This window comes from Arthrobacter sp. TJ-254, assembly GCF_058269175.1.
In genome coordinates, this window is sequence record NZ_JBZCNF010000002.1 from 515,688 (window position 1) to 538,667 (window position 22,980).

The 22,980-nt window shown below is 68.9% G+C and carries 24 protein-coding genes and 3 tRNA genes; 18 read left to right on the forward strand and 9 right to left on the reverse strand.

The window, feature by feature from the left end:
- Positions 1–150: 150 nt before the first annotated feature.
- The 5 genes from AC4D14_RS07470 (at position 151) to AC4D14_RS07490 (ending at position 3,489) form a co-directional block, all read left to right on the forward strand.
- Positions 151–471, forward strand: a complete 321-nt coding sequence (locus AC4D14_RS07470) for a hypothetical protein (RefSeq protein ID WP_490901155.1) — start codon at positions 151–153, stop codon at positions 469–471.
- A gap of 149 nt (positions 472–620) precedes the next feature.
- A tRNA-Tyr gene (locus AC4D14_RS07475) sits at positions 621–702 on the forward strand.
- A 202-nt stretch (positions 703–904) separates the two neighbouring features.
- Complete coding sequence (locus AC4D14_RS07480) at positions 905–1,558, forward strand: HNH endonuclease family protein (protein ID WP_490901157.1); 654 nt, start codon at positions 905–907, stop codon at positions 1,556–1,558.
- Between the two features lie 155 nt (positions 1,559–1,713).
- Positions 1,714–3,126, forward strand: a complete 1,413-nt coding sequence (locus AC4D14_RS07485; RefSeq protein WP_490901159.1) for a D-alanyl-D-alanine carboxypeptidase family protein — start codon at positions 1,714–1,716, stop codon at positions 3,124–3,126.
- Between the two features lie 66 nt (positions 3,127–3,192).
- Complete coding sequence (locus tag AC4D14_RS07490) at positions 3,193–3,489, forward strand: hypothetical protein (RefSeq protein WP_490901161.1); 297 nt, start codon at positions 3,193–3,195, stop codon at positions 3,487–3,489.
- 51 nt (positions 3,490–3,540) lie between these two features.
- Here the strand turns inward: AC4D14_RS07490 and AC4D14_RS07495 are convergent, their stop codons facing one another.
- The 3 genes from AC4D14_RS07495 to AC4D14_RS07505 all read right to left on the reverse strand — a co-directional run bounded on the left by AC4D14_RS07495 (position 3,541) and on the right by AC4D14_RS07505 (position 5,501).
- Positions 3,541–3,996, reverse strand: coding sequence for a DUF6314 family protein (locus AC4D14_RS07495; protein WP_490901162.1), 456 nt, complete (start codon positions 3,994–3,996; stop codon positions 3,541–3,543).
- The gene (locus tag AC4D14_RS07500; RefSeq protein ID WP_490901164.1) at positions 3,993–4,760 is read right to left on the reverse strand and encodes a hypothetical protein; all 768 of its coding nucleotides are present in this window, start codon (positions 4,758–4,760) and stop codon (positions 3,993–3,995) included. The genes AC4D14_RS07495 and AC4D14_RS07500 overlap by 4 nt, the downstream gene beginning before the upstream one ends.
- A 135-nt stretch (positions 4,761–4,895) precedes the next feature.
- Complete coding sequence (locus AC4D14_RS07505) at positions 4,896–5,501, reverse strand: TetR/AcrR family transcriptional regulator (protein ID WP_490901166.1); 606 nt, start codon at positions 5,499–5,501, stop codon at positions 4,896–4,898.
- 170 nt (positions 5,502–5,671) lie between these two features.
- Here AC4D14_RS07505 and AC4D14_RS07510 point away from each other — a divergent pair, with 170 nt between their 5' ends.
- Both AC4D14_RS07510 and trxA read left to right on the forward strand, forming a co-directional pair.
- Positions 5,672–6,625 carry an SDR family NAD(P)-dependent oxidoreductase gene (locus tag AC4D14_RS07510; RefSeq protein ID WP_490901168.1) on the forward strand — a complete coding sequence of 318 codons (954 nt, stop codon included), beginning with the start codon at positions 5,672–5,674 and terminating at the stop codon, positions 6,623–6,625.
- A 143-nt stretch (positions 6,626–6,768) separates the two neighbouring features.
- Positions 6,769–7,152, forward strand: coding sequence for a thioredoxin (gene trxA / locus AC4D14_RS07515; RefSeq protein ID WP_490901169.1), 384 nt, complete (start codon positions 6,769–6,771; stop codon positions 7,150–7,152).
- A 77-nt stretch (positions 7,153–7,229) separates the two neighbouring features.
- On the opposite strand, the gene AC4D14_RS07520 is transcribed toward trxA, so the two are convergent.
- Positions 7,230–8,231, reverse strand: a complete 1,002-nt coding sequence (locus AC4D14_RS07520; RefSeq protein ID WP_490901171.1) for a DNA-3-methyladenine glycosylase family protein — start codon at positions 8,229–8,231, stop codon at positions 7,230–7,232.
- Between the two features lie 118 nt (positions 8,232–8,349).
- Here AC4D14_RS07520 and AC4D14_RS07525 point away from each other — a divergent pair, with 118 nt between their 5' ends.
- Both AC4D14_RS07525 and AC4D14_RS07530 read left to right on the forward strand, forming a co-directional pair.
- The gene (locus tag AC4D14_RS07525; protein ID WP_490901173.1) at positions 8,350–9,726 is read left to right on the forward strand and encodes a cystathionine beta-synthase; all 1,377 of its coding nucleotides are present in this window, start codon (positions 8,350–8,352) and stop codon (positions 9,724–9,726) included.
- A gap of 22 nt (positions 9,727–9,748) precedes the next feature.
- Positions 9,749–10,915: a cystathionine gamma-synthase gene (locus tag AC4D14_RS07530; protein ID WP_490901174.1), complete on the forward strand. Its 1,167-nt coding sequence runs from the start codon at positions 9,749–9,751 to the stop codon at positions 10,913–10,915.
- Positions 10,916–10,963: 48 nt separating this feature from the next.
- Here AC4D14_RS07530 and AC4D14_RS07535 read toward each other — a convergent pair whose 3' ends face one another.
- Entirely contained in the window at positions 10,964–11,392 is a 429-nt protein-coding gene (locus AC4D14_RS07535) for a hypothetical protein (protein ID WP_490901175.1), read from the reverse strand.
- On the reverse strand, positions 11,385–12,596 hold the full coding sequence (locus tag AC4D14_RS07540) for an amidohydrolase (RefSeq protein ID WP_490901177.1): 1,212 nt from the start codon (positions 12,594–12,596) through the stop codon (positions 11,385–11,387). Before AC4D14_RS07540 ends, AC4D14_RS07535 begins: the two co-directional genes overlap by 8 nt.
- A 218-nt stretch (positions 12,597–12,814) precedes the next feature.
- On the opposite strand from AC4D14_RS07540, the gene AC4D14_RS07545 reads away from it, so the two are divergent.
- The 4 genes from AC4D14_RS07545 to AC4D14_RS07560 all read left to right on the forward strand — a co-directional run bounded on the left by AC4D14_RS07545 (position 12,815) and on the right by AC4D14_RS07560 (position 16,026).
- On the forward strand, positions 12,815–13,459 hold the full coding sequence (locus tag AC4D14_RS07545) for an MOSC domain-containing protein (RefSeq protein ID WP_490901520.1): 645 nt from the start codon (positions 12,815–12,817) through the stop codon (positions 13,457–13,459).
- Between the two features lie 332 nt (positions 13,460–13,791).
- Complete coding sequence (locus AC4D14_RS07550) at positions 13,792–15,696, forward strand: DEAD/DEAH box helicase (RefSeq protein WP_490901179.1); 1,905 nt, start codon at positions 13,792–13,794, stop codon at positions 15,694–15,696.
- A gap of 128 nt (positions 15,697–15,824) precedes the next feature.
- A tRNA-Thr gene (locus AC4D14_RS07555) sits at positions 15,825–15,896 on the forward strand.
- 56 nt (positions 15,897–15,952) lie between these two features.
- Positions 15,953–16,026, forward strand: a tRNA-Met gene (locus AC4D14_RS07560).
- A gap of 82 nt (positions 16,027–16,108) precedes the next feature.
- Here the strand turns inward: AC4D14_RS07560 and AC4D14_RS07565 are convergent.
- Together AC4D14_RS07565 and AC4D14_RS07570 are read right to left on the reverse strand one after the other, a co-directional pair.
- The gene (locus tag AC4D14_RS07565; protein WP_490901181.1) at positions 16,109–16,747 is read right to left on the reverse strand and encodes a class I SAM-dependent methyltransferase; all 639 of its coding nucleotides are present in this window, start codon (positions 16,745–16,747) and stop codon (positions 16,109–16,111) included.
- The gene (locus tag AC4D14_RS07570; RefSeq protein WP_490901183.1) at positions 16,737–17,771 is read right to left on the reverse strand and encodes an NAD(P)/FAD-dependent oxidoreductase; all 1,035 of its coding nucleotides are present in this window, start codon (positions 17,769–17,771) and stop codon (positions 16,737–16,739) included. Before AC4D14_RS07570 ends, AC4D14_RS07565 begins: the two co-directional genes overlap by 11 nt.
- A gap of 106 nt (positions 17,772–17,877) precedes the next feature.
- Here AC4D14_RS07570 and AC4D14_RS07575 point away from each other — a divergent pair, with 106 nt between their 5' ends.
- Entirely contained in the window at positions 17,878–18,459 is a 582-nt protein-coding gene (locus tag AC4D14_RS07575) for a helix-turn-helix domain-containing protein (RefSeq protein ID WP_490901185.1), read from the forward strand.
- A 60-nt stretch (positions 18,460–18,519) separates the two neighbouring features.
- Here the strand turns inward: AC4D14_RS07575 and AC4D14_RS07580 are convergent, their stop codons facing one another.
- Positions 18,520–19,725 (reverse strand): low temperature requirement protein A, encoded by a 1,206-nt coding sequence (locus AC4D14_RS07580; protein ID WP_490901187.1) that lies wholly within the window; start codon positions 19,723–19,725, stop codon positions 18,520–18,522.
- Between the two features lie 166 nt (positions 19,726–19,891).
- Here AC4D14_RS07580 and AC4D14_RS07585 point away from each other — a divergent pair, with 166 nt between their 5' ends.
- The 4 genes from AC4D14_RS07585 to AC4D14_RS07600 are packed head-to-tail and all read left to right on the forward strand — an operon-like array spanning position 19,892 to position 22,978.
- Positions 19,892–21,250 carry a MinD/ParA family ATP-binding protein gene (locus tag AC4D14_RS07585; protein WP_490901188.1) on the forward strand — a complete coding sequence of 453 codons (1,359 nt, stop codon included), beginning with the start codon at positions 19,892–19,894 and terminating at the stop codon, positions 21,248–21,250.
- 37 nt (positions 21,251–21,287) lie between these two features.
- Positions 21,288–22,211 carry a DUF2797 domain-containing protein gene (locus AC4D14_RS07590; RefSeq protein WP_490901190.1) on the forward strand — a complete coding sequence of 308 codons (924 nt, stop codon included), beginning with the start codon at positions 21,288–21,290 and terminating at the stop codon, positions 22,209–22,211.
- Positions 22,212–22,231: 20 nt separating this feature from the next.
- Positions 22,232–22,474, forward strand: a complete 243-nt coding sequence (locus AC4D14_RS07595; RefSeq protein ID WP_490901192.1) for a hypothetical protein — start codon at positions 22,232–22,234, stop codon at positions 22,472–22,474.
- 57 nt (positions 22,475–22,531) lie between these two features.
- Positions 22,532–22,978 carry an FAS1-like dehydratase domain-containing protein gene (locus AC4D14_RS07600; RefSeq protein ID WP_490901194.1) on the forward strand — a complete coding sequence of 149 codons (447 nt, stop codon included), beginning with the start codon at positions 22,532–22,534 and terminating at the stop codon, positions 22,976–22,978.
- The last annotated feature ends 2 nt before the right edge of the window (positions 22,979–22,980 follow it).

The following is a 22,980-nucleotide window of genomic DNA, read 5'->3' on the forward strand; positions in this document are numbered from 1 at the left end:
TGCGTCTAGCGTACTGGTTGGCGCGCGGGTGCGCCCCGAACCCTGCGGGAGGCCGTTCCTTCACAGGCCGCGGTCAGGAACCGCCCGGTGTTGTCACATCTGGCAGCGGCAGGGTTGAACCGACAACGCCACGAATACAGGAGGACGGCAGTGCCGAGAATGCAGTACCGGATACGGATCGGGAGGTTCGTCGCCGGATCCTTCATTGCGGCGGCCTCCGCTGCTTCGGTCGCTTGCCCGGCCGGAGCGGCGGCCGCAACCGACGCGGGAGCTTCAACCACGGTTCCTCGGCCGGCAGGCGCCTCCGCGCCTTCGGCAACGATCAGCGTCTCATCGAGCACACCCTCGGAGCGGCGCCTGCGCGGTGTCCGGGCCGAACTTGACGACGCCGTCGCCCTCCACCTGGTGAGCGCCGAGCAGGCGGAGCGGTTCTACGCCCAGATCGAGCGGCGGGTTGTGGCCGGCCTCTAGCCGGGCGATCGAGGACGCAGAACCGACACCGTTCCCCGGATTTTCCCGGTCATTTCTGCACTCTGGACGCCGATTCGATTCTGCGGCGTATCTTCTGTAAAGTTGTCTTGCCCGCGCTTGCTGCGGGTTGTCTTCATCTGGAGACGTTCGGCAGATTACCCGAGCGGCCAAAGGGGGCTGACTGTAAATCAGCTGGCACAGCCTACGGGGGTTCGAATCCCTCATCTGCCACAGCAAGGAAAGGCCCGTACTTCACTGCAATAGCAGGGGAGGGCGGGCCTTTCGCTTTGCCCCGGCCGGGGCCCTGAGCCCTCGTGTCAGCGCGAGCGCAGTTTTCGCTTAGTTTTCTCCCACTGTTCCGCTTCCGGAGCGGGCGGAATGGGACGATTTTCATGGGCCCGCTGGGGGTCCGTTCTGCACTGGGGAAAACATTATGAAGATCAGCTCCGGGCTTACCGCCATGCTCGCTGCAGCCCTCCTTCTGGTGGGAGCCGCTCCGGCCGACGGCGGGGCAACGTCTGTGACAGACCTCCAATCCGCCGCCGCGGCACTTCCAGTGGCCGACGAGAGCAACGAGGGTTACGACAGGGACCTTCACTTCGGGCGGTGGGCGGACGCCGACCGGGACTGCCAGGACACCCGTGCCGAAGTCCTTGTGCAGGAGAGCCAGGCGGCGCCGACCTTCACGACGGCGAGGGGCTGTGTTGTGGCGAACGGCCTGTGGGTCACGAGCTTCGATGACCGGACGCACACCTCGGCAACCACCGTGCAGATCGACCACCTTGTGCCGGCCCACGAGGCATGGGGCTCGGGTGCAAGGACCTGGACGCAGGCACGCCGGGTGGCGTTCTACAACGACCTCACCTACCCCGATTCCCTGAATGCCCAGACGAGCAGCCTGAACGCCTCCAAGCAGGCGTCAGGGCCAGAGCAGTGGCTTCCTCCGGCCGATACCTGCTCGTACATCGCGCAGTGGGTGGCGGTAAAGACCCGATGGAGCCTGACCGCCGACCCAACAGAGAAGGCTGCACTCGTCCGGATGGCAGAGCAGTGCCCGCCGTCCAGCCTGACGATCACGCCGGCCTGAGTCCATCCACGCGCCGGGCCGGCAACCGGGCCCGGCATGCCTGCCCGGGATACGCACCATCCGGCCTGCGCCAATCAGGTAGGAAGCCCTCTCCCGGCGGGAGGCGCAAAAGAGTATTCTGGCGCCAGCGTCGCCTGAAACGGGAGGATCCGGCCATGCGAAATCTTTATCCGAACGGGATCCACGGAGCAGCCCGGCGCGGGATTGCCGTCGCCATCGTGGTGTTGATGTGTCTTGTCGGCGCGCCCCCGGCCCGGGCGGCAACGGTGGTCAGCGACCCCAACCACTACTGGGTGCTGGTCAATAAGACCCATCCGCTCAAGCCGCTGCGCTACGTTCCCCCGGATCTGGTGAACTGGGCGGGCACCGGACACCTGATGCGCAAGAGCGTCGGGGCGTCGGTCACGCGGCTGTTCGGCGGAGCGCGTTCGGCCGGGCACTCGATCGGCGTGGTGAGCGCCTACCGCTCCTACGACCAGCAGCGCGACCTCTACAACTACTACGTCCGCACCTACGGCCAGGCCGAGGCCGACCGGATTTCCGCGCGGCCCGGGTACAGCGAGCACCAGACCGGCCTCGCCGTCGACGTCGGAAACGCCAGCGGCCAGTGCGAGCTCGGCGCCTGCTTCGGCAGCACCCCTGGTGGACGCTGGGTGGCGGCCAACGCCCACCGCTACGGCTTCATCGTCCGGTACCCCAAGGGGTACGAGCACATCACCGGGTACACCTACGAGCCGTGGCACCTGCGCTTCGTGGGTGTGAAACTGGCAACGGACATGAAGAACCGCGGCATCCGCACAATGGAGCAGTACTTCTCCACGCCGGCTTCACGGCCCACAATCCGCAGCGCCGCCGACGTCCTTGCCGCCGACTCCGGCGGTGTCCTCTGGAACTACCGGGCGAACCACAGCGGCGGTTTTGCGCCACGGGCCAAGGTCGGCGCGGGATGGTCGGGGCTGAAGTCGGGCTTCGTCGCCGACTGGAACGCCGACGGCGTCAACGACATCGTGGGCCAGTGGAAGAGCGGAAAACTCACCGTCTACCGGGGCAAGGCCGCTGGAGGCTTCCTCAGCCCGATCACGGTGGGCACCGCCGGCTGGCAGTCGATGAACATCACGGTGGGCAAGTGGCACAACGGGCACCGCTACCCCGGTGTTGTCGGAACCGACCCGGACGGCGTCCTCTACTACTACCCGAACCCCTCGGGCGGCTCGCTCGGAGCGCCGCAGCGGATCGGCGCCGGCTGGAAGGGCCTGAAACTGACGATGGTCGACTTCGATAACGACCGGCGCCAGGACATGCTCGCCACGAGGCCGTCGGGGGCGCTGATGCTCTACCGCTCCGACGGCGCAGGCCGGATCGTCCCGGAAACCCGACGCCAGGTGGGCAAGGGGTGGAACGCGATCGCCCAGTCCCACGCCTCCTTCGGCTTCGCCGGCTCCGGAACGCGCGGGCTCATCGCCAAGGCCACGGACGGGCGCCTGATCTACTACAGCCTCGGTGCCAACAAGTTCACCGGAAGCCGCCAGGTGGGAACGGGCTGGCAGACCTTCACCGTCTTCCGATGACCCGGCCGCGCAGCGGAAAAGCACCGGCGCGGCGCAGGTGTCACCGGGTGCTCCTAGCCTGAAGCAATGGCTGAGACATCGGGGTGGCACGGGATTCCGCCGGCGGCTGACAGGTTCGGGCCGCCGCTGCAGCTTGCGGCGCCCGCCGGCCCGGTCACGGAGTCGGTGAAGGCCCCTCCGTTGTGGGCCGAACTCCGCTACGCCGACGGGCTCGTGCGGACCGTGAAGGGGTTTGCGATGGCCTGGACGGGCAGCGCCGTGCTGGTGCAGTGGGTTGAACACTCCCGCGCCCGCGAGGCCTGGCTTCCCGCCGCCCAGTGCTCAAAGCGGGTGCTGCCCCAGCAGGGGCGCTACGCCGCCTGAGCCCGCCCGGGTGCCGGTGTCCGGGCCGGCCGTGGAGAAGCGCGGCGCCCGTCAGGGGAGCGCTTCGTCGTCCTCAACCCGGTGCAGCACCGTGGTCAGCAGGTGGTCCTTGGCCGGTCCGATGACCTCCCACTCGTATTCAAACCGGTTCGCCGAGGAAACGAGGAACCGCCCGGTGTAGGCGTCGGGGGAGCACGGATGCTCGGCCACCCAGGAGCCCTCGGTGAGGTCGAGCAGGTGGAAGGGCCGGCCGTCCTCGAACAGCACCTCGGCCGGCCCGGACGCGGCGGGCACGGCAACGAGGTAGTCCCGGTGGGCCGGCCCGGTAAAGCCGGGCCAGCGGGTGGTTCCCTCCTCGTGCCAGCGAAGGCGGCCTGCGCCGTCGTCGGTGAACGTGGTGTGCCCGCTGAAGGTGCCGGTGGTGCCGTCCGCCCGGTTACGCAGCACGCGCTCGGTGCGCCAGCGCCCCCGCAGGAAGGCCCGGAGGTCGGGTACGGGGTGGGTCACGGCCCGCCGCCGGCCGCAGCTTCAAGACCGGCCTTCCAGTCCCGGCATGCCGCCCGTCCCTTGGTGCTGAGTCGGATTTCGGCGGTGTCGCGCGGGGAAATCAGCCGCTCCTGCACGAGCAGCCACCCCTTCCGCTCAAGGCCCGACCCGGCCTCCGCAACCTGCTGTCCCGTGAGGCCGAGCGCCGCCGCGAGGCTCGCCGGAGAGGCGCTGTGGACCCGGGTCAGGGAGGTGAGGAAAGAGAACTGGGCGTTGCCGCGCCGCCCGGCCGCCGCCACCGCCCCGGACTCCCGGGCCCGCAGGGCCGACCGGCGGAACACCAGCCACAGGCCGCAGGCTGCCAGTGGAATCACCGAGGCGAACCCCAGGGCCAGGGCTTCGCCCGTGGCGGGGCGCTCACCGCTAAGGCGCCGCAGTTGAAAGAGGGCAAGCAGGACGACGGCGACAACGGCGCCGGTCTCGACCGCCGGAAAGTGCAGTGGGCGGATGGTGCGGTGCTGCCGGACGAGGTAGGGCAGGACCACGCCGAGGATGGAAGCGGCGGCGAACAGGATCAGCAGCGAGGTCCACGGCAGCTGCGCCGCGCGGATGCCCAGAAACGAAGCCGAGAAGTAAAGGCCGACCGCGCCGGTCGTGGCAAGGAGCAGCAGGCCCTCACGCGCTGTCGAGGTGAGGTGCAAGCGGTGGGCGGAGACAGCGGCGGCGTCGAGCGTCTCGCGTGCCTGCCCCCGATCGGCGACGGCGGGGGTCGGTGGTTTGCTCATGGGTGCCTGCGCATTCATTGAAGTACCAGCCACGCTATGCCTGACCCGGGCGGGCCGCAAATACCGATACGCCCCGTTGCAGGCCTGCAACGGCCGCGGACAGCGCGGCGGAAGCCCGCCGCGGTGCCGCCCGGGTCACGCGGGAGCGGGACCCGGTCCGGTGCGGAGGGCATCGGCGAGCAGGTCCATCAGCCGGCCCGCCTGGGCGCGCTGGGAGGGGTTCCCGGCCGCCAGCGCGATGCCGGCGAGGCCGATGAGGATATCGTCGGCCGGCACATCGCTGCGGACGCCGCCGCCCGCAACCGCCGCATCGAGCAGCTCCTGGATGGCGGCGTTGAGCAGGTCCCGGCTGTGGGCATAGGGGGTTCCCCCCGAGGCAATGACCTCGCGCAGTGCATCGGCCATGCCGATCTTGGTGGTCATGTAGTCCATGAAACGGTCCATCCAGGCACGGAGGGCCTGCTGCGGCGGAAGGCCCTCAAGGAGCCCGGGCACGGCCGCGGTGACGGCAGCCAGCTCGTTGCGGTACGCGGCCTCGATGAGCGCCTCCCGTGTGGGGAAGTGACGGTAAAGGGTTCCGATGCCCACGCCGGCGTCGCCGGCGATCGCGTCGAGGGTGGCATCGAGCCCCTTTTCGGCGAACAGGCGGGCGGCGGAGGCGAGCAGCTGGTCCCGGTTCCGCTGCGCGTCCGCGCGCAGCGGCCGGGTCTCGGCGGGGGATATCTGGGGGCCGCTCTTCATGGGGAACCGCGCGCTTTCGGGGAGAAAAAGGGAGGGGAATAATCCGGAGGAACCTCCGGTTATTTTCTTGAAACATAAGTGGAGGAGACTCCACTTATGTTTCGGCTGCTGGAAGGACCTCTGGTCCACGATAGTCCGCGCCTCACCTCCCGTCAGTAAGGAAAACCATCTTGTCCACATCATCACGCTTCACCACTGCCTTCACCCGCGAGTCGACCACCGACGACGTGCTCGCCGGCGTCGACCTGACCGGAAGGCGCGCCGTGGTCACCGGGGCCGCCTCGGGCATCGGCGTCGAAACCGCCCGCGCGCTGGCCGCGGCCGGTGCCGAGGTCACCCTGGCTGTCCGCAACGGAACGGCCGGGCGGGAGGTGGCCGCCGGAATCACCGCCACGACCGGCAACCCCCGGGTCCACGTCGCAGCCCTGGAGCTCACCGACCAGGCCTCCATCGACGCCTTCACCTCGGCCTGGGAAGGACCGCTGGACATCCTGGTGAACAACGCCGGGATCATGGCTCTGCCCGAACGCCACCTGACCCCCGAGGGCTGGGAGCTCCAGTTCGCCACCAACTACCTGGGCCACTTCGCCCTGGCGCTGGGCCTGCACGGCGCGCTGGCCGCAGCCGGCAACGCCCGCATCGTCTCGGTCAGCTCAAGCGCCCAGCTGGTTTCCCCGGTGGTCTTCGATGACATCCACTTCGCCGACCGCGCCTACGACGAATGGCTTGCCTACGGCCAGTCAAAGACAGCCAACGTGCTGTTCGCCGTGGAGGCCACCCGGCGCTGGGCGAAGGACGGCATCACCGCCAATGCGCTGATGCCCGGCGGCATCCGCACGGGCCTGCAGCGCCACCAGGCGGACAACCCCGAGATCCAGGCCGTCTTCGACGCCTACCCGTGGAAGACCCTCGAGCAGGGGGCCTCCACCTCGGTGCTGCTGGCCGCCTCGCCGCTCCTCGAGGGCGTCGGCGGGCTCTACTTCGAGGACAACAACGAAGCCGAGCAGACAACCGACGCCACGTCCCAGACCGGAGTCCACCCCCACGCGCTCGATCCCGAGGCGGCAGCCCGGCTCTGGGACCTTGGGAGTGAGATGATCACCACCCGCAGGGCCAACTCCTAGCCCGCGGTCCACCCTGTTCCGGCCCACGATTGCCGGATTCCCCGGGATGACGCGCCGGTGCGCTTCGTTGACAGCGAACGCCCCGGGCTTCATTGAAAGCGAACACGGGCGACATCGGCTATGGGACTCGCTAGCCTTTATGCATGGCAACGATTGATATCACCGAGGCAAGCTTCCCCGAGACCATTGAGGGCAACGACATTGTGTTCGTTGACTTCTGGGCCGACTGGTGCGGGCCGTGCAAGCAGTTCGCGCCGGTCTACGACGCGGTTTCGCAGCAGCACGAAGACGTTACCTTCGCGAAGGTCGACACCGAGGCGGAGCAGTCCCTCGCCGCTGCGGCAGGGATCACCTCGATCCCCACGCTGATGGCGTTCCGTGAGAAGGTGCTCGTCTTCTCCCAGCCGGGAGCCCTGAACTCCAGCCAGTTCTCCGAACTGGTCGAGGCCGTCAAGGGCCTGGACATGAAGGCAGTCCACGAGCAGGTTGCACAGCAGCAGGCCCAGGCCGCAGACGGCGACGCCTGACCCCCAGACCGGACCGGTTCCACAACCGGGAACACGACCAAGAAACCCCCGCATCGAGGTGCGGGGGTTTCTTCATTTCACCGCCGGCGGTGATCCTCCGGAGTCAGGCGGGGGCCGAAGGCCGGCTTGCGGAAACCGCTGGCATAGAGCATCCGCACCACGCGCTGGCGCTCGCCGGCCCAGGGGGCGAGCAGCCGGAGCATTCCGGCGTCGTCGGTGCGCTTGCCGGTGAGCGCCGCACCGACAAAGGCGGCAAGGTGGAAATCACCGACCGAAATCGAGTCGGGACAGCCGTGGGTGCGCTGCTGCACCTCGGCGCTCGTCCAGTCACCGATGCCCGAGATCGACACGAGGCCGGCCCGCACTGCCGGACCGCTGGGCAGGGCCGCGAGCCGTTCCAGCCCGGATGCGGCATGGGCGGCCTTGAGCAGCGCCGCTGAACGTCTTGGATCGACCCCGGCCCGGTGCCATTCCCAGGAGGGTATACGCCGCCACTGCGCCGGGGTCGGGGGAAGGCGCAGCCCCGCGGGGGCCGGGCTTCCGGCGGCCGGCGCCGGATCACCGTAACGGGTGAGCAGGTACCGCCAGGCCCGCTTGGCCTCCATGCCCGTGACCCTCTGCTCCAGGATGCCGCGCGCCACGGCGTCGAAAATGCGCCCGGTGGTCGGCAGCCGCAGGCCGGGATTGAGGTAGCGGCCCTTCCGCACGAGCTGCGGGAGCGTTTCGTGGAACCCGGGCGCGTCGAACCGGCTCCAGTCGTCGTCCGCGCCGAGCATCCGCGGCAGGTCGCGGAGCGCCTGCTCCGCGCCCGGGCCCCAGGCCGAAGCCGTCACCGTCGCGGAGTTGAGGGTGCCGCGCTGTTCGACGCGGAGCGTCACGGCGCCTTCGGCATTGCGGAACGCAAGCCACTGCGCACGCCCGGCGACGATGAACGCCGGATCGAAGGGGCCACACTGAAGCGGAGCAAGCGTGCGGGCCAGGTTGTACGGGCCCTTCGGCTCCCAGTCGGCGGTCCGTGCCGCACCTCCATAACCCTCCGCGGCGCCGGCGGGCCCGGCGAGGGCGGGAAAGCTGGTCATGACTTAATGGTGCCACGCGGGTACCCCCGTCCTCGGCGCGGCCCCGCCGGCACTCCGGGATCGTGCCAGTGTTACGGACCGCGCCGGTGGCACAGCGGAAACCGGTAGCTTTGTACGTATGAAGTACGCGAACTCAGTAGTCGACCTGATCGGCAACACGCCCCTGGTCCGGCTCAACAACGTGACCGAAGGCATCGCCGCAACGGTCCTGGCGAAGGTCGAGTACCTGAACCCGGGCGGCTCCGTGAAGGACCGTATCGCCTCGAAGATGATCGACGCCGCCGAGGCGGAGGGCAAGCTCCGGCCCGGCGGGACGATCATCGAGCCGACCTCGGGGAACACCGGCGTGGGCCTGGCCCTGGTGGCGCAGCAGCGCGGCTACAAGTGCGTCTTCGTGGTGCCCGACAAGGTGGGTGAGGACAAGCGCAACGTGCTTGCCGCCTACGGGGCGGAGGTCGTCGTCACGCCCACCGCCGTCGCGCCCGACAGCCCCGAGTCCTACTACGGGGTGTCCGACCGCCTCACCCGCGAAATCCCCGGCGCGTACAAGCCCGACCAGTTCTCCAACCCCAACGGCCCGCTCAGCCACTACGAGACGACCGGCCCGGAGATCTGGAACGACACCGACGGGCGCATCACGCACTTCGTCACGGGCGTCGGCACCGGCGGCACGATCACCGGCACCGGACGCTACCTCAAGGAGGTCTCGGCGGAGCGGGACGGCGGACCGGTGCGGGTCATCGGCGCCGACCCCGAGGGCTCCGTCTACTCCGGGGGAACCGGCCGTCCCTACTTCGTCGAGGGCGTGGGGGAGGACATCTGGCCCTCCTCCTACGACCCATCAGTGCCCGATGAGATCATCGCCGTCACCGACGCCGAAAGCTTCGCGATGACGCGCCGCCTGGCACGTGAGGAAGGGCTGCTGGTCGGCGGTTCCTGCGGCATGGCCGTCGTCGCCGCACTGCGCGCAGCCAAGGACCTCCCCGCCGACGCCGTCGTCGTCGTGCTCCTACCCGACGGAGGCCGCGGCTACCTCGGGAAGATTTTCAGCGACAGCTGGATGCGGTCCCATGGCTTCCTTGACGGCGGCGACGACGCGACGGTCGCCGAGGTGCTCAACTCGAAGGCGGGCACCCTGCCGGATCTCGTCCACACCCGCCCCGACCACACCATCCGCGACGTCATCGCCCTCATGACCCAGTACGGGCTCTCCAGCATTCCCGTCCTCTCCCACGAGCCGCCCGTTGTGCTGGGTGAGGTCCTCGGCTCGGTTGACGAGCGTTCCCTGACCGACAAGATCTTCCACGGCGAGGCGAAGCTCAGCGACCAGGTCGCCGAGCACATGGGCGCGAAGCTGCCGCTCATCGGCTCCCTCGAGTCGGTGGGCACGGCCCGCGAGCACCTCGAGCACAGCGACGTGATCATGGTGGCCTCCGCCGGCGCGCCGGTGGGAATTTTGACCCGCCATGACCTGCTGACCTACATGAGCATCTAATCCCCTTCGACCCAGGAGCATCGTGACGCATTCCGAAAACCAGGGCTTCAACACCCGCGCCGTCCACGCCGGCCAGGTTCCCGACCCAACCACCGGAGCAGTGATCCCCCCGCTCTACCAGACGACAACGTTTGCCCAGGACGGGATCGGCAAACTGCGCAACGGGTACGAGTACGGGCGCGGCACCAACCCCACCCGAGATTCCCTGCAGACCCAGCTGGCCGCCCTCGAGGGCGGGGCACACGCCTTCAGCTTCTCCTCCGGGCTCGCCGCCGAAGACGCACTGATCCGGGCCGCCCTGCGCCCCGGCGACCACATCGTGCTCGGCAACGACGCCTACGGCGGAACCTACCGCCTCATCGACCGCGTGCTGTCGCAGTGGGGCATCACCAACAGCGCCGTTGACATGGCCGACCTCGACGCCGTGCGTGCGGCCGTCGCCGGCGGGAACACCCGCATGGTGTGGGTTGAGACGCCGTCGAACCCGATGATGAAGATCACCGACATCGCCGCCGTCGCCGGAATCGCCCACGACGCCGGGGCCCTCCTCGTTGTCGACAACACCTTCGCCTCGCCCTACCTCCAGCAGCCGCTGGACTTCGGGGCCGACGTCGTCGTGCATTCGACAACCAAGTACATCGGCGGGCACTCCGATGCCAGCGGCGGTGCGGTCGTGGTGAACGACGACGACCTCGCCGAGAAGGTCGGCTTTATCCAGTTCGCGGTCGGCGCCGTCTCGGCGCCCATGGAGGCCTGGCTGACCACCCGCGGCCTGAAGACCCTTGGCGTGCGCATGGACCGGCACAGTTCGAACGCGGCGGCCATCGCCCAGTGGCTCTCCGAGCAGGACGCCGTTGAGCGCGTCTACTATCCCGGACTGCCTGAGCATCCCGGACACGAGCTCGCGGCGGCCCAGATGAAGAGCTTCGGCGGGATGATCTCGGTGACGTTCACCGGCGGCGAGGCGGCGGCGCGCACTGTCGCCGAATCGACGCACCTGTTCACCCTCGCCGAGTCGCTTGGCGGCATCGAGTCCCTCATGAACTACCCCTCGGCAATGACCCACGCGTCGGTGAAGGGCACCGAGCTTGCGGTCCCGGAAAACCTCATCCGCCTTTCGGTGGGCATCGAGGATGTCGAGGACCTCATCAGCGACCTCGAGCGGGCGCTGGCTTCCCTGCGCGGCTAGCCGCCGATCCCGGGCGGGCGGCGCCCTGCCCCTTGCCGTTCCCGGCGGTCAGGAGCCGGGCAGCCGCCGCTTCCGGGCCTTCGGGTCGGTCTGCTGGAGCCAGCGGCCGCTCTGGGGGAGCCACATCAGGGCCGCGGCGGCGAGCATGGCAACGGCAATCAACGACAATCCCGGTGTCCCGCGCACCAGCACCGGCACGCCGGCGATGACGGCGACGGTGGTGAGCAGCTCCCGCGCGCTGCGCCTGCCGCGCCGCAGCCGCAGCACGAGGACCAGCTGCGCCGCGGCAAGGGCCGCAAGGACGGCAGCGAGCCCGGTCAGCGCGGCCCGGTCCTGTTCCTGCAGGTTGGCCGACACCAGGAACGACCCTGCTGCAACGACAAGCAGCGCCGAAATGACGAGCCACAGCAGGGACGCCGCCCGCAGGGTGCCCGGCTGGGCCGGGAGGGCGGGGCGCGGCTTCCGGACCTCAGGCACCGCGCGGGGCGACGACGCCGGCGCGGGCCTCGGTGTCGTAGTGGTAGACCTCGCGGCCGCCGATCCACACCTTCATGGCCCGCTGCATCACATCGAGCGGATCCCCGCTCCAGAGCACGACGTCGGCGTCCTTGCCCGCGGCGAGGGAACCCAGGCGGCCGGCAAGCCCCAGTACCCTGGCGGGGTTCAACGTGATCGCGCGCAGGGCGGTCTCCCGGTCAAGGCCTTCCTTCACGGCCAGGGTGGCCTGGTGGACGAGGAAGTTGATCGGGATCACGGGATGGTCGGTGATGATTGAAATCTCAACACCCGCCGCGGCGAGCTTCCCCGGGTTCGCCATCGAGCGCCCGCGCAGCTCAACCTTCGACTTCGTCGTGAAAAGGGGCCCGATCAGCACCGGGGTTCCCCGCCGGGCGAGCACGTCGGCAAGCAGGTGCGCCTCCGTCCCGTGGTCGAGCACCAGGTCATAGCCGAATTCGTCGGCGATGCGGAGCGCCGTGGCGATGTCGTCGGCCCGGTGGGCGTGCTGGCGCCAGGGGATCTCGCGGCGCAGCACCATGGCGAGCGCCTCAAGCTTCGGATCGCGGGCGTTCTCGTCCGCCTTTCCCATATAGTTCTGGGCGTCGATGAATGCCTTGCGGATCACCAGCGCCGTGCCAAGCCGGGTGGAGGGCGTCTGGTCCTTTCCGCCGTACACGCGCTTGGGGTTCTCGCCCAGGGCCGACTTCAGGCCGCTGGGGGAGCGCAGCAGCATCTCCTCGATGTACCGGCCGTGGGTGTGGATTGCCACGGTGAGCCCGCCGATCGGGTTACCCGACCCCGGGTTCACGTTCACCGTGGTGATGCCGCCGGCGAGCGCATCGTTGAAGCCCGGATCGAAGGGATTGACGGCGTCGAGCGCCCGCACGCCCGCCATCACCGGGTCGGTCATCTCGTTTGTGTCGTCTCCTGCCGACCCTTCCCCTTCCTCATGGGTGCCAAGGTGGACATGGGCGTCAACGAAGCCGGGCAGCAGCCAGGCGCCGGTGGCATCGAGCACCTCGGCGCCCTCCGGGGCGTTGACCTCCGGGCCCAGTGCCGTGATCTTCCCGCCCTCGAGAACCACAGTCCCGTCGAAGGGGTCCCCCTCGACGGGGACGACATGGGCGTTGACGATGGCAAGGGCCGGCGCCGCAGGCGTCGGAGCATCAGGGAAAGAAGACATCGGTTGCGACACCTTTCGCGCTTGGGAGGGTGGCTCCCAACTTACCCGCCCCTCCGGTTCCGGCACGGCAGTCGGCGGACGATTCCGCGGTACGTCGTGACGGAAACCGGATTGGCCTACCGGTTTGAGGCCTGGGACGGGGCCGGGACACCGCGGACCCGGTCCGGCCTGGTTCCCCCTGACGGCCCCGCGCGTAGGATTGCGGAATGACAACCGGAATGACAACCGGAACGGTCCTGGCCGTGTGCCTGGTGCGCGGGCTCCTGCCCACCCGGGACGCCGTCGGCGTCACCGCAATCGACAAGCGCCCGGTCTCCGGTCCGGTCAAGGTGCACCCCCTCGGGCTCACCGGGGACATCCAGGCCAGCCGCAAGCACCACGGCGGCCCCACCAAAGCGATCTACGCCTACGCGCAGGCCGATGCCGACTTCTGGTCCGCGGAACTGGGGCGCACCGTCGAACCGGGACTGTTCGGCGAGAACCTGCGCGTGGACGGCATCGACGTCAACGACGCCGTCATCGGGGAGCGCTGGAGCATCGGCGACGTCGTCCTCGAGGTCACAATGCCGCGCCAGCCGTGCGGCAACTTCGCGCGCCGTATGGAGGAACCGGCCTGGGTGCGGCGGTTCACCGAGGCTAACCGGGCAGGCGCCTACCTGAGCGTCGTGCGGCGCGGGGCCGTGCAGGCCGGTGACGCGGTGACTCTCACGCACCGGCCGGACCACGGGGTCACCATCGCGCAGGTGGCGGGCGGGCTTGACGCATCGGCCGCGGCCCGGCTGCTGCAGGCTGGGAAATCCGGCGACGTCGTCCTGGCCCCGCAGGTGCGCAAGGCCGCCCTGCGGGCGGTCCGCACCGGCTGACGTGCCCAACATCACCACGCTCGGGAACCCTACGGTTAAGGGTCTGCCCGCCGCATGCAGTAGACTAGGAACATCCCCCACACCGGTATTCCCGTAATTTCCGCCCTTTCGGGCCGGATAGGTTGTGTTGGGGCTCGCCGCAAGTACCAGCGAGCAGATTCATCAGGGAGCGCCGGCTAGAAAACGTCACACATTCCTGCTCGGCAGGAATATCCGTTGTGACGAGAAGTCCTGCCGCGGGATTGAAACAGTGCCGGATTTCGTTGTAAGCGCGGCACGCTGAGGATCCAACCTCTCGAGCCGTCCGGCATCTACCTGAAGGTTCTTCCCCCATGCCTGAAAACCTGTCCTTTGAAACCCCTGAAACCGTTGACGCCCCCGCTGTGGACGACGCCGAACTCCTGTTCACGGATCTCAACCTCGATTCCCGCGTCCTCGCTGCGCTGACCGACGTCGGCTACGAGAAGCCCTCACCCATCCAGGCCGCCACCATCCCGGCGCTCCTCGAGGGCCGCGACGTCGTCGGCCTCGCCCAAACCGGCACCGGCAAGACCGCAGCATTCGCGGTTCCCGCGCTGTCGAAGATGGCCGAACTCGCCGACATCAACGGCGTCAGCAAGAACACCCAGGTTCTGGTCCTCGCCCCGACCCGCGAGCTCGCGCTCCAGGTCGCCGAGGCGTTCACCTCCTACGCACGCCACATGGACGGCTTCACCGTGCTGCCCGTCTACGGCGGATCGCCCTACGGACCCCAGCTCGCCGGCCTGCGCCGCGGCGCCCAGGTTGTCGTAGGCACCCCGGGCCGCGTCATCGACCACATCTCGAAGGGTTCCCTCGACCTGTCGAACCTCGAGTACGTCGTGCTCGATGAGGCCGACGAGATGCTCCGCATGGGCTTCGCCGAGGACGTCGAGCAGATCCTCGCCTCGACCCCCGCCGAGAAGCAGGTGGCCCTGTTCTCTGCCACCATGCCCCCGGCCATCCGCCGGATCGCCAAGAAGTACCTCAACGATCCCGCAGAGATTGCGGTCAAGGGCAAGACGACCACCGGCACCAACACGCGTCAGCGGTACCTGCAGGTCATGGGCCCGCACAAGCTCGACGCCATGACCCGCATCCTCGAGGTTGAGGACTACGACGGCATCATTGCCTTCGTCCGTACGAAGATGGCGACCGAAGACCTGGCGGACAAGTTGCGTTCACGGGGCTTCTCGGCCGCCGCCATCAACGGAGACATTCCCCAGCAGCAGCGCGAGCGCACCGTCGAGGCACTGCGCGAGGGCAAGATCGACATCCTCGTTGCAACCGACGTCGCCGCCCGCGGCCTTGACGTCGAGCGCATCTCGCTCGTCGTCAACTACGACATCCCGCACGACACCGAGTCCTACGTGCACCGCATCGGCCGCACCGGCCGTGCGGGCCGCTCGGGCGACGCGATCCTGTTCATGACCCCGCGGGAGAAGTACCTGCTGCGCTCCATCGAGAAGGCAACCCGCCAGCCCGTTGAGCAGATGCAGCTTCCCTCCTCGGAGACGATCAACGAACTGCGCCTCAACAAGTTCGCCGACAAGATCACCAAGACCCTTGCCGGCGAGGACGTTGCGGCATTCCGCGACCTCATCGCGAGCTACGAGCAGGAGCACAACGTTCCCGCAGCTGAAATCGCAGCGGCGCTGGCCGTCATGGCCCAGAACGGCAACCCGATCCTGGTCAAGGACATCCCCGTTGCCCCCGCTGGCCAGCGTGAGCGCTCGGAGGGCCGCAAGGACGCCTTCGGCTCCCGCGGGCCGACACGCACCCTCACCGAGGGCAACGCGACGTACCGGATCGCCGTCGGGCGCCGCCAGCGCGTCATGCCCGGTTCGATCGTCGGTGCCATCGCCAACGAGGGCGGGCTCTCCTCCTCGCAGATCGGCGGCATCGACATCCGCGCCGACCACACCCTGGTGGAGCTCCCCGCGGAGCTCTCCAAGGACCAGTGGCGCGCCCTGTCGAAGACCCGCATCGGCGGCGAGCTGATCCACCTCGAGCTCGACAAGGGCCGCAAGCCCAGCCGCGAGCGTCCCGCCGGCGAATTCAAGAAGCCCTTCAAGAAGGAGTTCTCCAAGGACTCGAAGGACTTCAAGAAGCGCGACGGCGACACCCGCTTCTCCGGTGATGCCTCCCGCAAGCCGCGGCATGGCAAGGGTGCCGGTGCAGGGACCGGACGCTCCAGCGCCCAGTCCGAACAGTGGTAAGAATCACCTAGGCTAACCCCTCCCGATCCCCGCCACGGCGGGGATCGGGAGCGGAATCAGGGGTCCGTCCTCCGGGACGGTTGATGATTTCGCACAGCGGCCCGAAACTGGTAATGTTTCTTGTCGTTGCCCCGATAGCTCAGTGGTAGAGCGCCATCTTGGTAAGATGGAGGTCCCGGGATCGATTCCCGGTCGGGGCTCTCAATGAGAGGCCCGCAATCGATCAAAATGATCGCGCTGCGGGCAGCCTCATTTTGGCGGTGTAGCTCAGCTGGTTAGAGCGCACGACTCATAATCGTGAGGTCGCGGGATCGAGTCCCGCCACCGCTACAAAAAAACCCCGAGGTCCTTGAGACCTCGGGGTTTTTTGTGACGGGCAAACCATGCCCGCCACCGTTGCTGCCTGGCCGGCTTAGCGCCGGACCGCGTGCAGCACCGTGTCGTGAACCGGCACGGTATGACCCTCCGCATCCGCCGCCGGTCCGGTCACCCTCCGCTGCCGCGCCTCGCAGGCGATGATGTCCCACTCCTCGTTGAGCAGCAGCGCCAGTTCGTCGGGGGTGTAGAACAGTTCCGGCAGCGGAGGCCGGGGCACCGTCGTCTCCAGGTCGGAGGGATGGTGGCCCACGATGAGCAGCGTGCCGCCCTGCGCCACCGCTGCGGCGAGGCCGGCGAACAGGGCGGTGCGCGCCGGCCGGGGTAGGTGCATGAACTGCGCAGAGACGAGGTCGTAGCCGAGCGGCTCCGGCAGGTCCACTGTGAGGTCCGCATGCACCCATTCAAGGCGCGCGGCAACCCCGGCGTCCTCGAGCCGGGTCTGTTCGCGTGCCCGCTCAAGGGCCACCTCCGAAATATCGACGCCCGTAACCTGCCACCCGCGGCGGGCCAGCCAGATGGCATCTGCGCCTTCACCGCAGCCGACGTCGAGCGCCCGGCCGGGCGGCAGCGCCGAGGCGGTGGTGACGAGGTGGGCGTTCGGTTTCCCGCTCCAGATCCGGCGGTGCTCGGAGTACCGCCGGTCCCAGAACTCCTGGTTCATCTCAATGCGCATGGCTCTCCAGCTCCGGTGTCCCATCGATGGTCCCATTGTCGGGCCCTTCGGGGGCCGCACCAAGCACCTGCCCTGCGGATGCCCGGCGGTGCTCCACCGCAGAGCGCGCCTCCTCGGCAATGAGGTCCCAGTTGATCGCCGCACCGGCTGCCAGGCCGGCGGCGGCTGAAACGACCACCTGGGCCGTTGGGTCCGCTACGTTCCCCGCGGCCCACACCCCGGGAACCGAGGTGCGCCCCTGCGGGTCGACCTCGACCGAGCGTCCAATGCCCATTGGGTGCTCGGCTGTCTTCACGCCGAGGGATTCAAGCAGCACCGACCGTGCCACAAAGCGCGGCGCCACGACCAGTGCGTCAAGCGGGAAGCTGGAGCCGGAGTCGAGCCGCACCCCGGACAGCGCACCGGCGGCGCCCTCCACCGCAGCAACCCGGCCCGAGACCACGCGTACCGACAGCGCCGCAAGGATCGCCCACTCCTCTTCGGTGGGTTCCGGTCCGGTGTGCTGGAACAGCGTGACATCGCTGGTGAGCTGGCGGAACATCTGGACCTGGTGCATTGCCATCGGGCCGGTGGCGAGGACGCCGATTGCCTTGCTCCGGACCTCGTAGCCGTGGCAGTACGGGCAGTGAATGACGCCGGATCCCCAGTGCGTGGAGAGGCCCTCGACGTCGGGAAGCTCGTCGACGAGACCCGTCGTCACGAGGAGGCGGCGGCCGGGGATCCGCCGCCCGTCCCGGAGTGTGGCAGTGAAGCCTTCCGGATCCTTCTCGACGCGCACGGCTTCCGAATCGATAAGAACCGAGCCGTAGGATGCCGCTTCGGCGCGCCCTGCCGCCACGAGCTCAAGGGGCGGTATGCCGTCGCGGGACAGGAAGTTGTGTACGCCCGCGGCGGGGGCGTTCCGGGGTGAACCGGAGTCGATGACGGCCGTGGTCCGCAGCGAGCGGCCGAGGGCAACTGCTGCGCTGAGGCCGGCGGCGCCGCCTCCGATGATCACGACGTCGTACCTGGGGGTGTTCTGCACTGCACTTCTCCTTCTGCTTCGGGTGCCCGTATTGGAGCCTTTCTTCTACTTTCACCCCATGCCGAAATTGTGGCAAACTTTCTTGCCGTTATGGCAAGCTAGGGGAATGGAAAACGATCTGAGTTCGGTCTTCGAGACGATGGGCCCGCGGCTGCGCACCCTGCGGCAGCAGCGTGGTCTGACGCTGGGCGAGGTGTCTGAGGCCACCGGTGTGTCGGTGAGTACCCTGTCCCGGCTTGAGGGCGGCCAGCGGCGCCCGAACCTTGAACTGCTCCTGCCCCTCGCGCGCCTGTTCCGGGTGCCGCTTGATGATCTCGTCGGGGCGCCTCCCACCGGTGATCCCCGCATCCACCTCCAGCCCATTCGTCACAGCGGAATGACCGCCCTTCCGCTCACCCGACGGCCCGGGGGCCTGCAGGCGTACAAGATGGTGCTTGCCGCCGATGCCCGGAAGGGTGAACCCGATCTGAGGGTGCATGAGGGGTATGAGTGGCTTTACATCCTCAACGGACGCCTGCGCCTCGTGCTCGGGGACAAGGACTTCATTCTCGGCCCGGGCGAGGCTGCGGAGTTCGACACCCACACCCCGCACTGGTTCGCGAGCGCTGACGAAAACGCGGTCGAGTTCCTCAGCCTCTTCGGGCATCAGGGCGAAAGGATGCACGTCCGGGCCCGTCCCAAGGCCTAGGACATCACGCACGGTGGGAGGCGCCGCAGGATGCTGACCAACCGAAGGCCCGCGGGAGCGCTATGCCCCGGAGTGGCTTTTGCGGATTTCCGCGCGCTTTTCCGCATAGACCGTCGTCTCAACGACCACGAGCAGTGTGCACAGCCCGAAAACCAGGCCGAGGGCCGCAAGCGGCGCGAACCCGGAGGCGGCCGGGATCAGCGTCAGCAGCACGGCGGCGGTGCCGAGCCTCCACGGTTTCCAGTACCCACCGACCCGCCGCCAGAACGCCGCGTGTGCGAGGAGATACAGCGCTGTCCCGCCCAGCAGGGCACTCGCCCCCAGCCAGCCGTAGCCCGACGGTTCGTCGACATGGGCGAGGGCGTCCTCCACGCCAAGGGCCGACAGGACGACGCCGGCGATCAGCGGGAGGTGGAGGTAGGTGTACCCGTCGACGGCCAGGGCCGACCGCGCACTTCCGCGCAGGCGCGCCATGACGTGCTCCGCCGCGATGGCCATGACGTCGAAGTACAGCCACCACAGGCAGATCGAGAGCCCGACGCCGAAGACCGCCCCGAGGATCATCAGGGTACTCACGGGGCGTTCCGAGGCGCCAACGCCGATGGCGATAATCGACTCTCCCAACGCCAGGATGACGACGAGCCCGTATCTCTCGGTCCAGTGGGCGGCCGAGTGGACGCGCCAGTTCCCGCCGGCAGAGGTGAGGTAGGTGAGGGTGATATCCGCCGCGAGGCCTGCCAGCCAGAACCACGTCTGGGCCGGCCCGCCGATAAGGGCTCCGACGATGATGATGCCGGAGCCGGTGAACATGGCGCTTGAGGTCTTGATCACCTGGCGCCGGAGCGGGGCGTCGTCCCCGGCAGCAATGACGTACAGCCCAAGGTGCACCAGACGGACGATGAAGTAACCAAGCGCAAACACGAGGGGTCCGTTGAGCCCGCCCTCCATGTCGTCAAAGGCCTCGGGGATGGCCAGGGCCGAGATGAACATCGCGATCATGGCGACCGACATCCCGATGCGCACGAGGCCCTCGTCGACGTGGGTCTGATTGGCAAGCCAGGAATAGCAGACCCAGGACCACCAGAGGATGCCGAGGATGACCGAGCCCTGCAGCACGCCGAGGCCCGTGTGTTCGTGGGCCATGAAGGCCGTGACCTGGGTGAACGCGAAAACGAAAACAAGGTCGAAGAAGAGTTCGAAGGTCGTCACCCTGTGCGATTCGTCCGAAACCTGGACCCGGCGCATCACCCGAAATGCGGGAAACATACGGAAAGCATAGGGCGGCGGGCCCGGCGCTGTCTGCCGAACGGCCCTGCGGCCGCCCGCTGTTACGCACCGCGGGATCGGGTGATCAGTGTCCTTATAGGATGGACGAGGTCTTTGTACGACGAACAGCCGCCTCGCTGGAGGTGCGCGGGGGGATGGAAACGTAATGACTGATCGAGACTCCGGACGGAGCCCCGGCATCACGGAGGACTTCCCGACCCGGGCAAGCAGGCGGCGCCAGGCGCCCCTTGAACCGGCCGCACCCGGTGCGCCGGCCGCGCCCCGCGAGGTGCAGCCCCGGTTCGAGGAGTTCCTCGAACCGGTGCCCCTTGCCCTCCCCGAGCCCGTTTCCCTTCCGGCACCTGTGCTGGTGCAGGCACCGCCTGCATGGAGCGCCCAGATGCCATCCTCCCCGGCCCCGGGCCCGGAGCGGCAGGCGGCGCGGCCCCCGGCCGAACGCGGACCGGAAGGCACGGCGGTGCTTCCCGCGGCCCCCCAGCGGCGTCCGGCCGCTCCCGCCCCGGCGGGCTCCGCCCAGTCTCCGCAGGAGCCTCAGGCGCGCGGGCCGCAGACGCGCTCCTCATCCACGCGCAGTTCCCAGACACGCTCCGGACGCCGGTCCTTCCTCGCCCCTGACACCGCGCAGGTTCCCGCCGCAACGGGTTTCCGCGGGTTCCTGACCCGACTCGGCATTCGGATCCCGCCGTCGTCGGCCGAACTGCTTGTCCGCTCCCACACCCGCGCCGTCAGCCAGCACTGGCCGGGCCCGCGCACCATCGCTGTGGTGAACGGCAAGGGCGGGGCGAACAAGACCCCAACCACGGTGATGCTCGCCGCGGTGTTCGCCCGCAACGGCGGCGGACCGGTCCTGGCATGGGACAACAACGAGACCCGCGGCACGTTGGGCTGGCGCACCGAGCAGGGCCCCCACGAGGCCACGGTCCTTGATCTGCTGCCCCGCACCGCCGCTCTGCTCGCCCCGTCGGCGCAGTCCGCCCTGCTTGCGCGTTACGTGCACCACCAGACCGAGGACAAGTACGACGTCCTGCGCTCGAAGCCCGACGTGCTCGCCTCCGAGCAGAAGGTCACGTCAGAGGACTTCGACGCCCTCCACGAGGTGGCGTCCAAGTACTTCCGCCTCAACGTCGTCGACTCGGGCAACGACGAAACCGCGGAGCGGTGGCTGCGGATGATCCACCACACCGACCAGCTGGTCATCGCCACAACGACGCTCGAGGAGCACGCCGAGGCCGGAGCGCTGCTGCTTGAGGCGCTGCGTGCCCGCGGCGGGAAGTACGAAGAGCTCTCCCGCAGCGCCGTCGTTGTCGTCAGCCAGTCGGACAAGAACGGCACTGCGGCCCAGGCCGCCGCGATCGCGCGCGGCTTCAACGACCTGGCGCGCAGCGCGGTGACGATCCCGTTCGACCCGGCCCTGCTGAAGGGGCGGATCCGCTACGGATCGCTCCGGCCCGCCACGCAGCGTGCATGGCTGGCGGCCGCGGCGGCGGTGGCGGACGGCCTCTGAACGCGCCGGGCTGCCTGCCGTGACCTAAGCTTAATCGGTGATTCCCGGCGGCCGGTACCTGTGCAGCGGCGTCGCCTGGGCCGGAACGCGGCCGGCCCTGGCGCTCGCAGCTCCGGACGGATCCCGGGCCGACCTGCCCCTTGACCCCGGCACTCGGCTTGGCTTCCGCGTCCTTGGCCCAGCCGGCGTCCGGTACTGCCTGGGCTCCTACCGCGTCCAGGGCCCCGAGGCCCGCACGCACGTTCCCTGTCCGCGGCAGGCCGAGGCCGAGCGCGGCTACCAGTGCGGGCCCTGCTTCGCCCAGGACGACCTGCGCTTCATGCACGACATCCACCGGTCCGGGATCGCCCCGGAGGGCCTTAAGCGCTACCTCGACCAGCCGCACTGGCTCTACGTTGCGACCTTTGCCGACGGCGCCACGAAGGTCGGTACCGCCTCCGCGCTGCGCAAGCACGGGCGGCTCATCGAGCAGGGAGCCGTTGCCGCCGAGTACGTGGCACTGGCGGACAACGGGAGGGTGGTCCGCGTCCTCGAAGACGAAGTGACGCGCAGCGTCGGGCTTCCGCAGGCGGTGCGCTCCGGCGCGAAGGCCGCAGCCCTGCGCCGGCCACTCCCGCCGGATCAGCTTGCCGGGATCAACGCCGGCCACGCGGAGTCGGCCCGGGTGCTCCTGCGCGAGGGGATGGACCTCGCGGGCTACACCGTCGTCTGCGAGCGGTTCGAGCCGCCGCCGTCCTGGCGCGAGGTGCTTTCGGCGGCCGGGGCGCAGCCCTACCCCGGTGCGCTCGAGACCGGCGAGCACGGGTTCATTCTCGGCCCGATGCTCGGCCCGTGCGCCCTCGTGGAGTTGGAAGGCGCGCCGCTGCGCTTCATCGCCGACCTGTCCCGCCTAAAGGGACGCCGGATCGGGCTCGGAGGCTACGCCACGGCCGTGCCTGCCGTGCAGGAGTCCCTGTTCTAGGACGGCGGTAGGATTAACCAATGCTCAATACACCCTGGGACACCGGATCCGTGCTCTACCGCCGGCTCCTGATCGCCGCGCTGGTCATTACCGGGGCAGGAATCGTGCTCGCCGTCGCGGGCGCCGCGGCTGGAGCTGACGCCGCCGTCTTCGCCGCGTTCCCGGTCATCGGCGCCGGCCTCGCCTGCCACCTCGCCGGCATGGTGGTGCGGGTCCGCGACGCCAAGCGGCGCAGCCGCGGACAGGCCGCACCGCGGCGCTGATCCAGCCGCTCGACTACCCTTGACCAGAGCCGCCCCCAGACATCCCGGAGGACTTTCATGACCATCAATCCCGACCTGCAGGGGCGCACGTACCCCGCCGGCGAGGTGTACACCGTGGGCCGCGAAGCGATCCGCGACTTCGCCCGCGCCGTCAAGGCCACCCACCCCGCCCACTATGACTTCGAGGCCGCCACGGCGCTCGGCCACGCCGACCTCGTGGCACCGCCGACCTTCGCGATCATCGTGGCGCAGCGGGCCGATGCCCAGTTGATCGCCGATCCCGCCTCGGGAATCGATTTCTCCCGCGTCGTCCACGCGGACCAGCGCTTCATCCACCATCGGCCGATCGTCGCCGGGGACGAACTGGTCGCCGAACTGCACGTCGACCAGGTGCGGGCGATGGGCGGCGGGGCGATGATCACCACGCGCGCCGAAATATCGACTGTCGGCGGCGCGCATACCGCCACGACGACGTCGTCCCTGCTCGTGCGGGGAGAGGAGTAGCA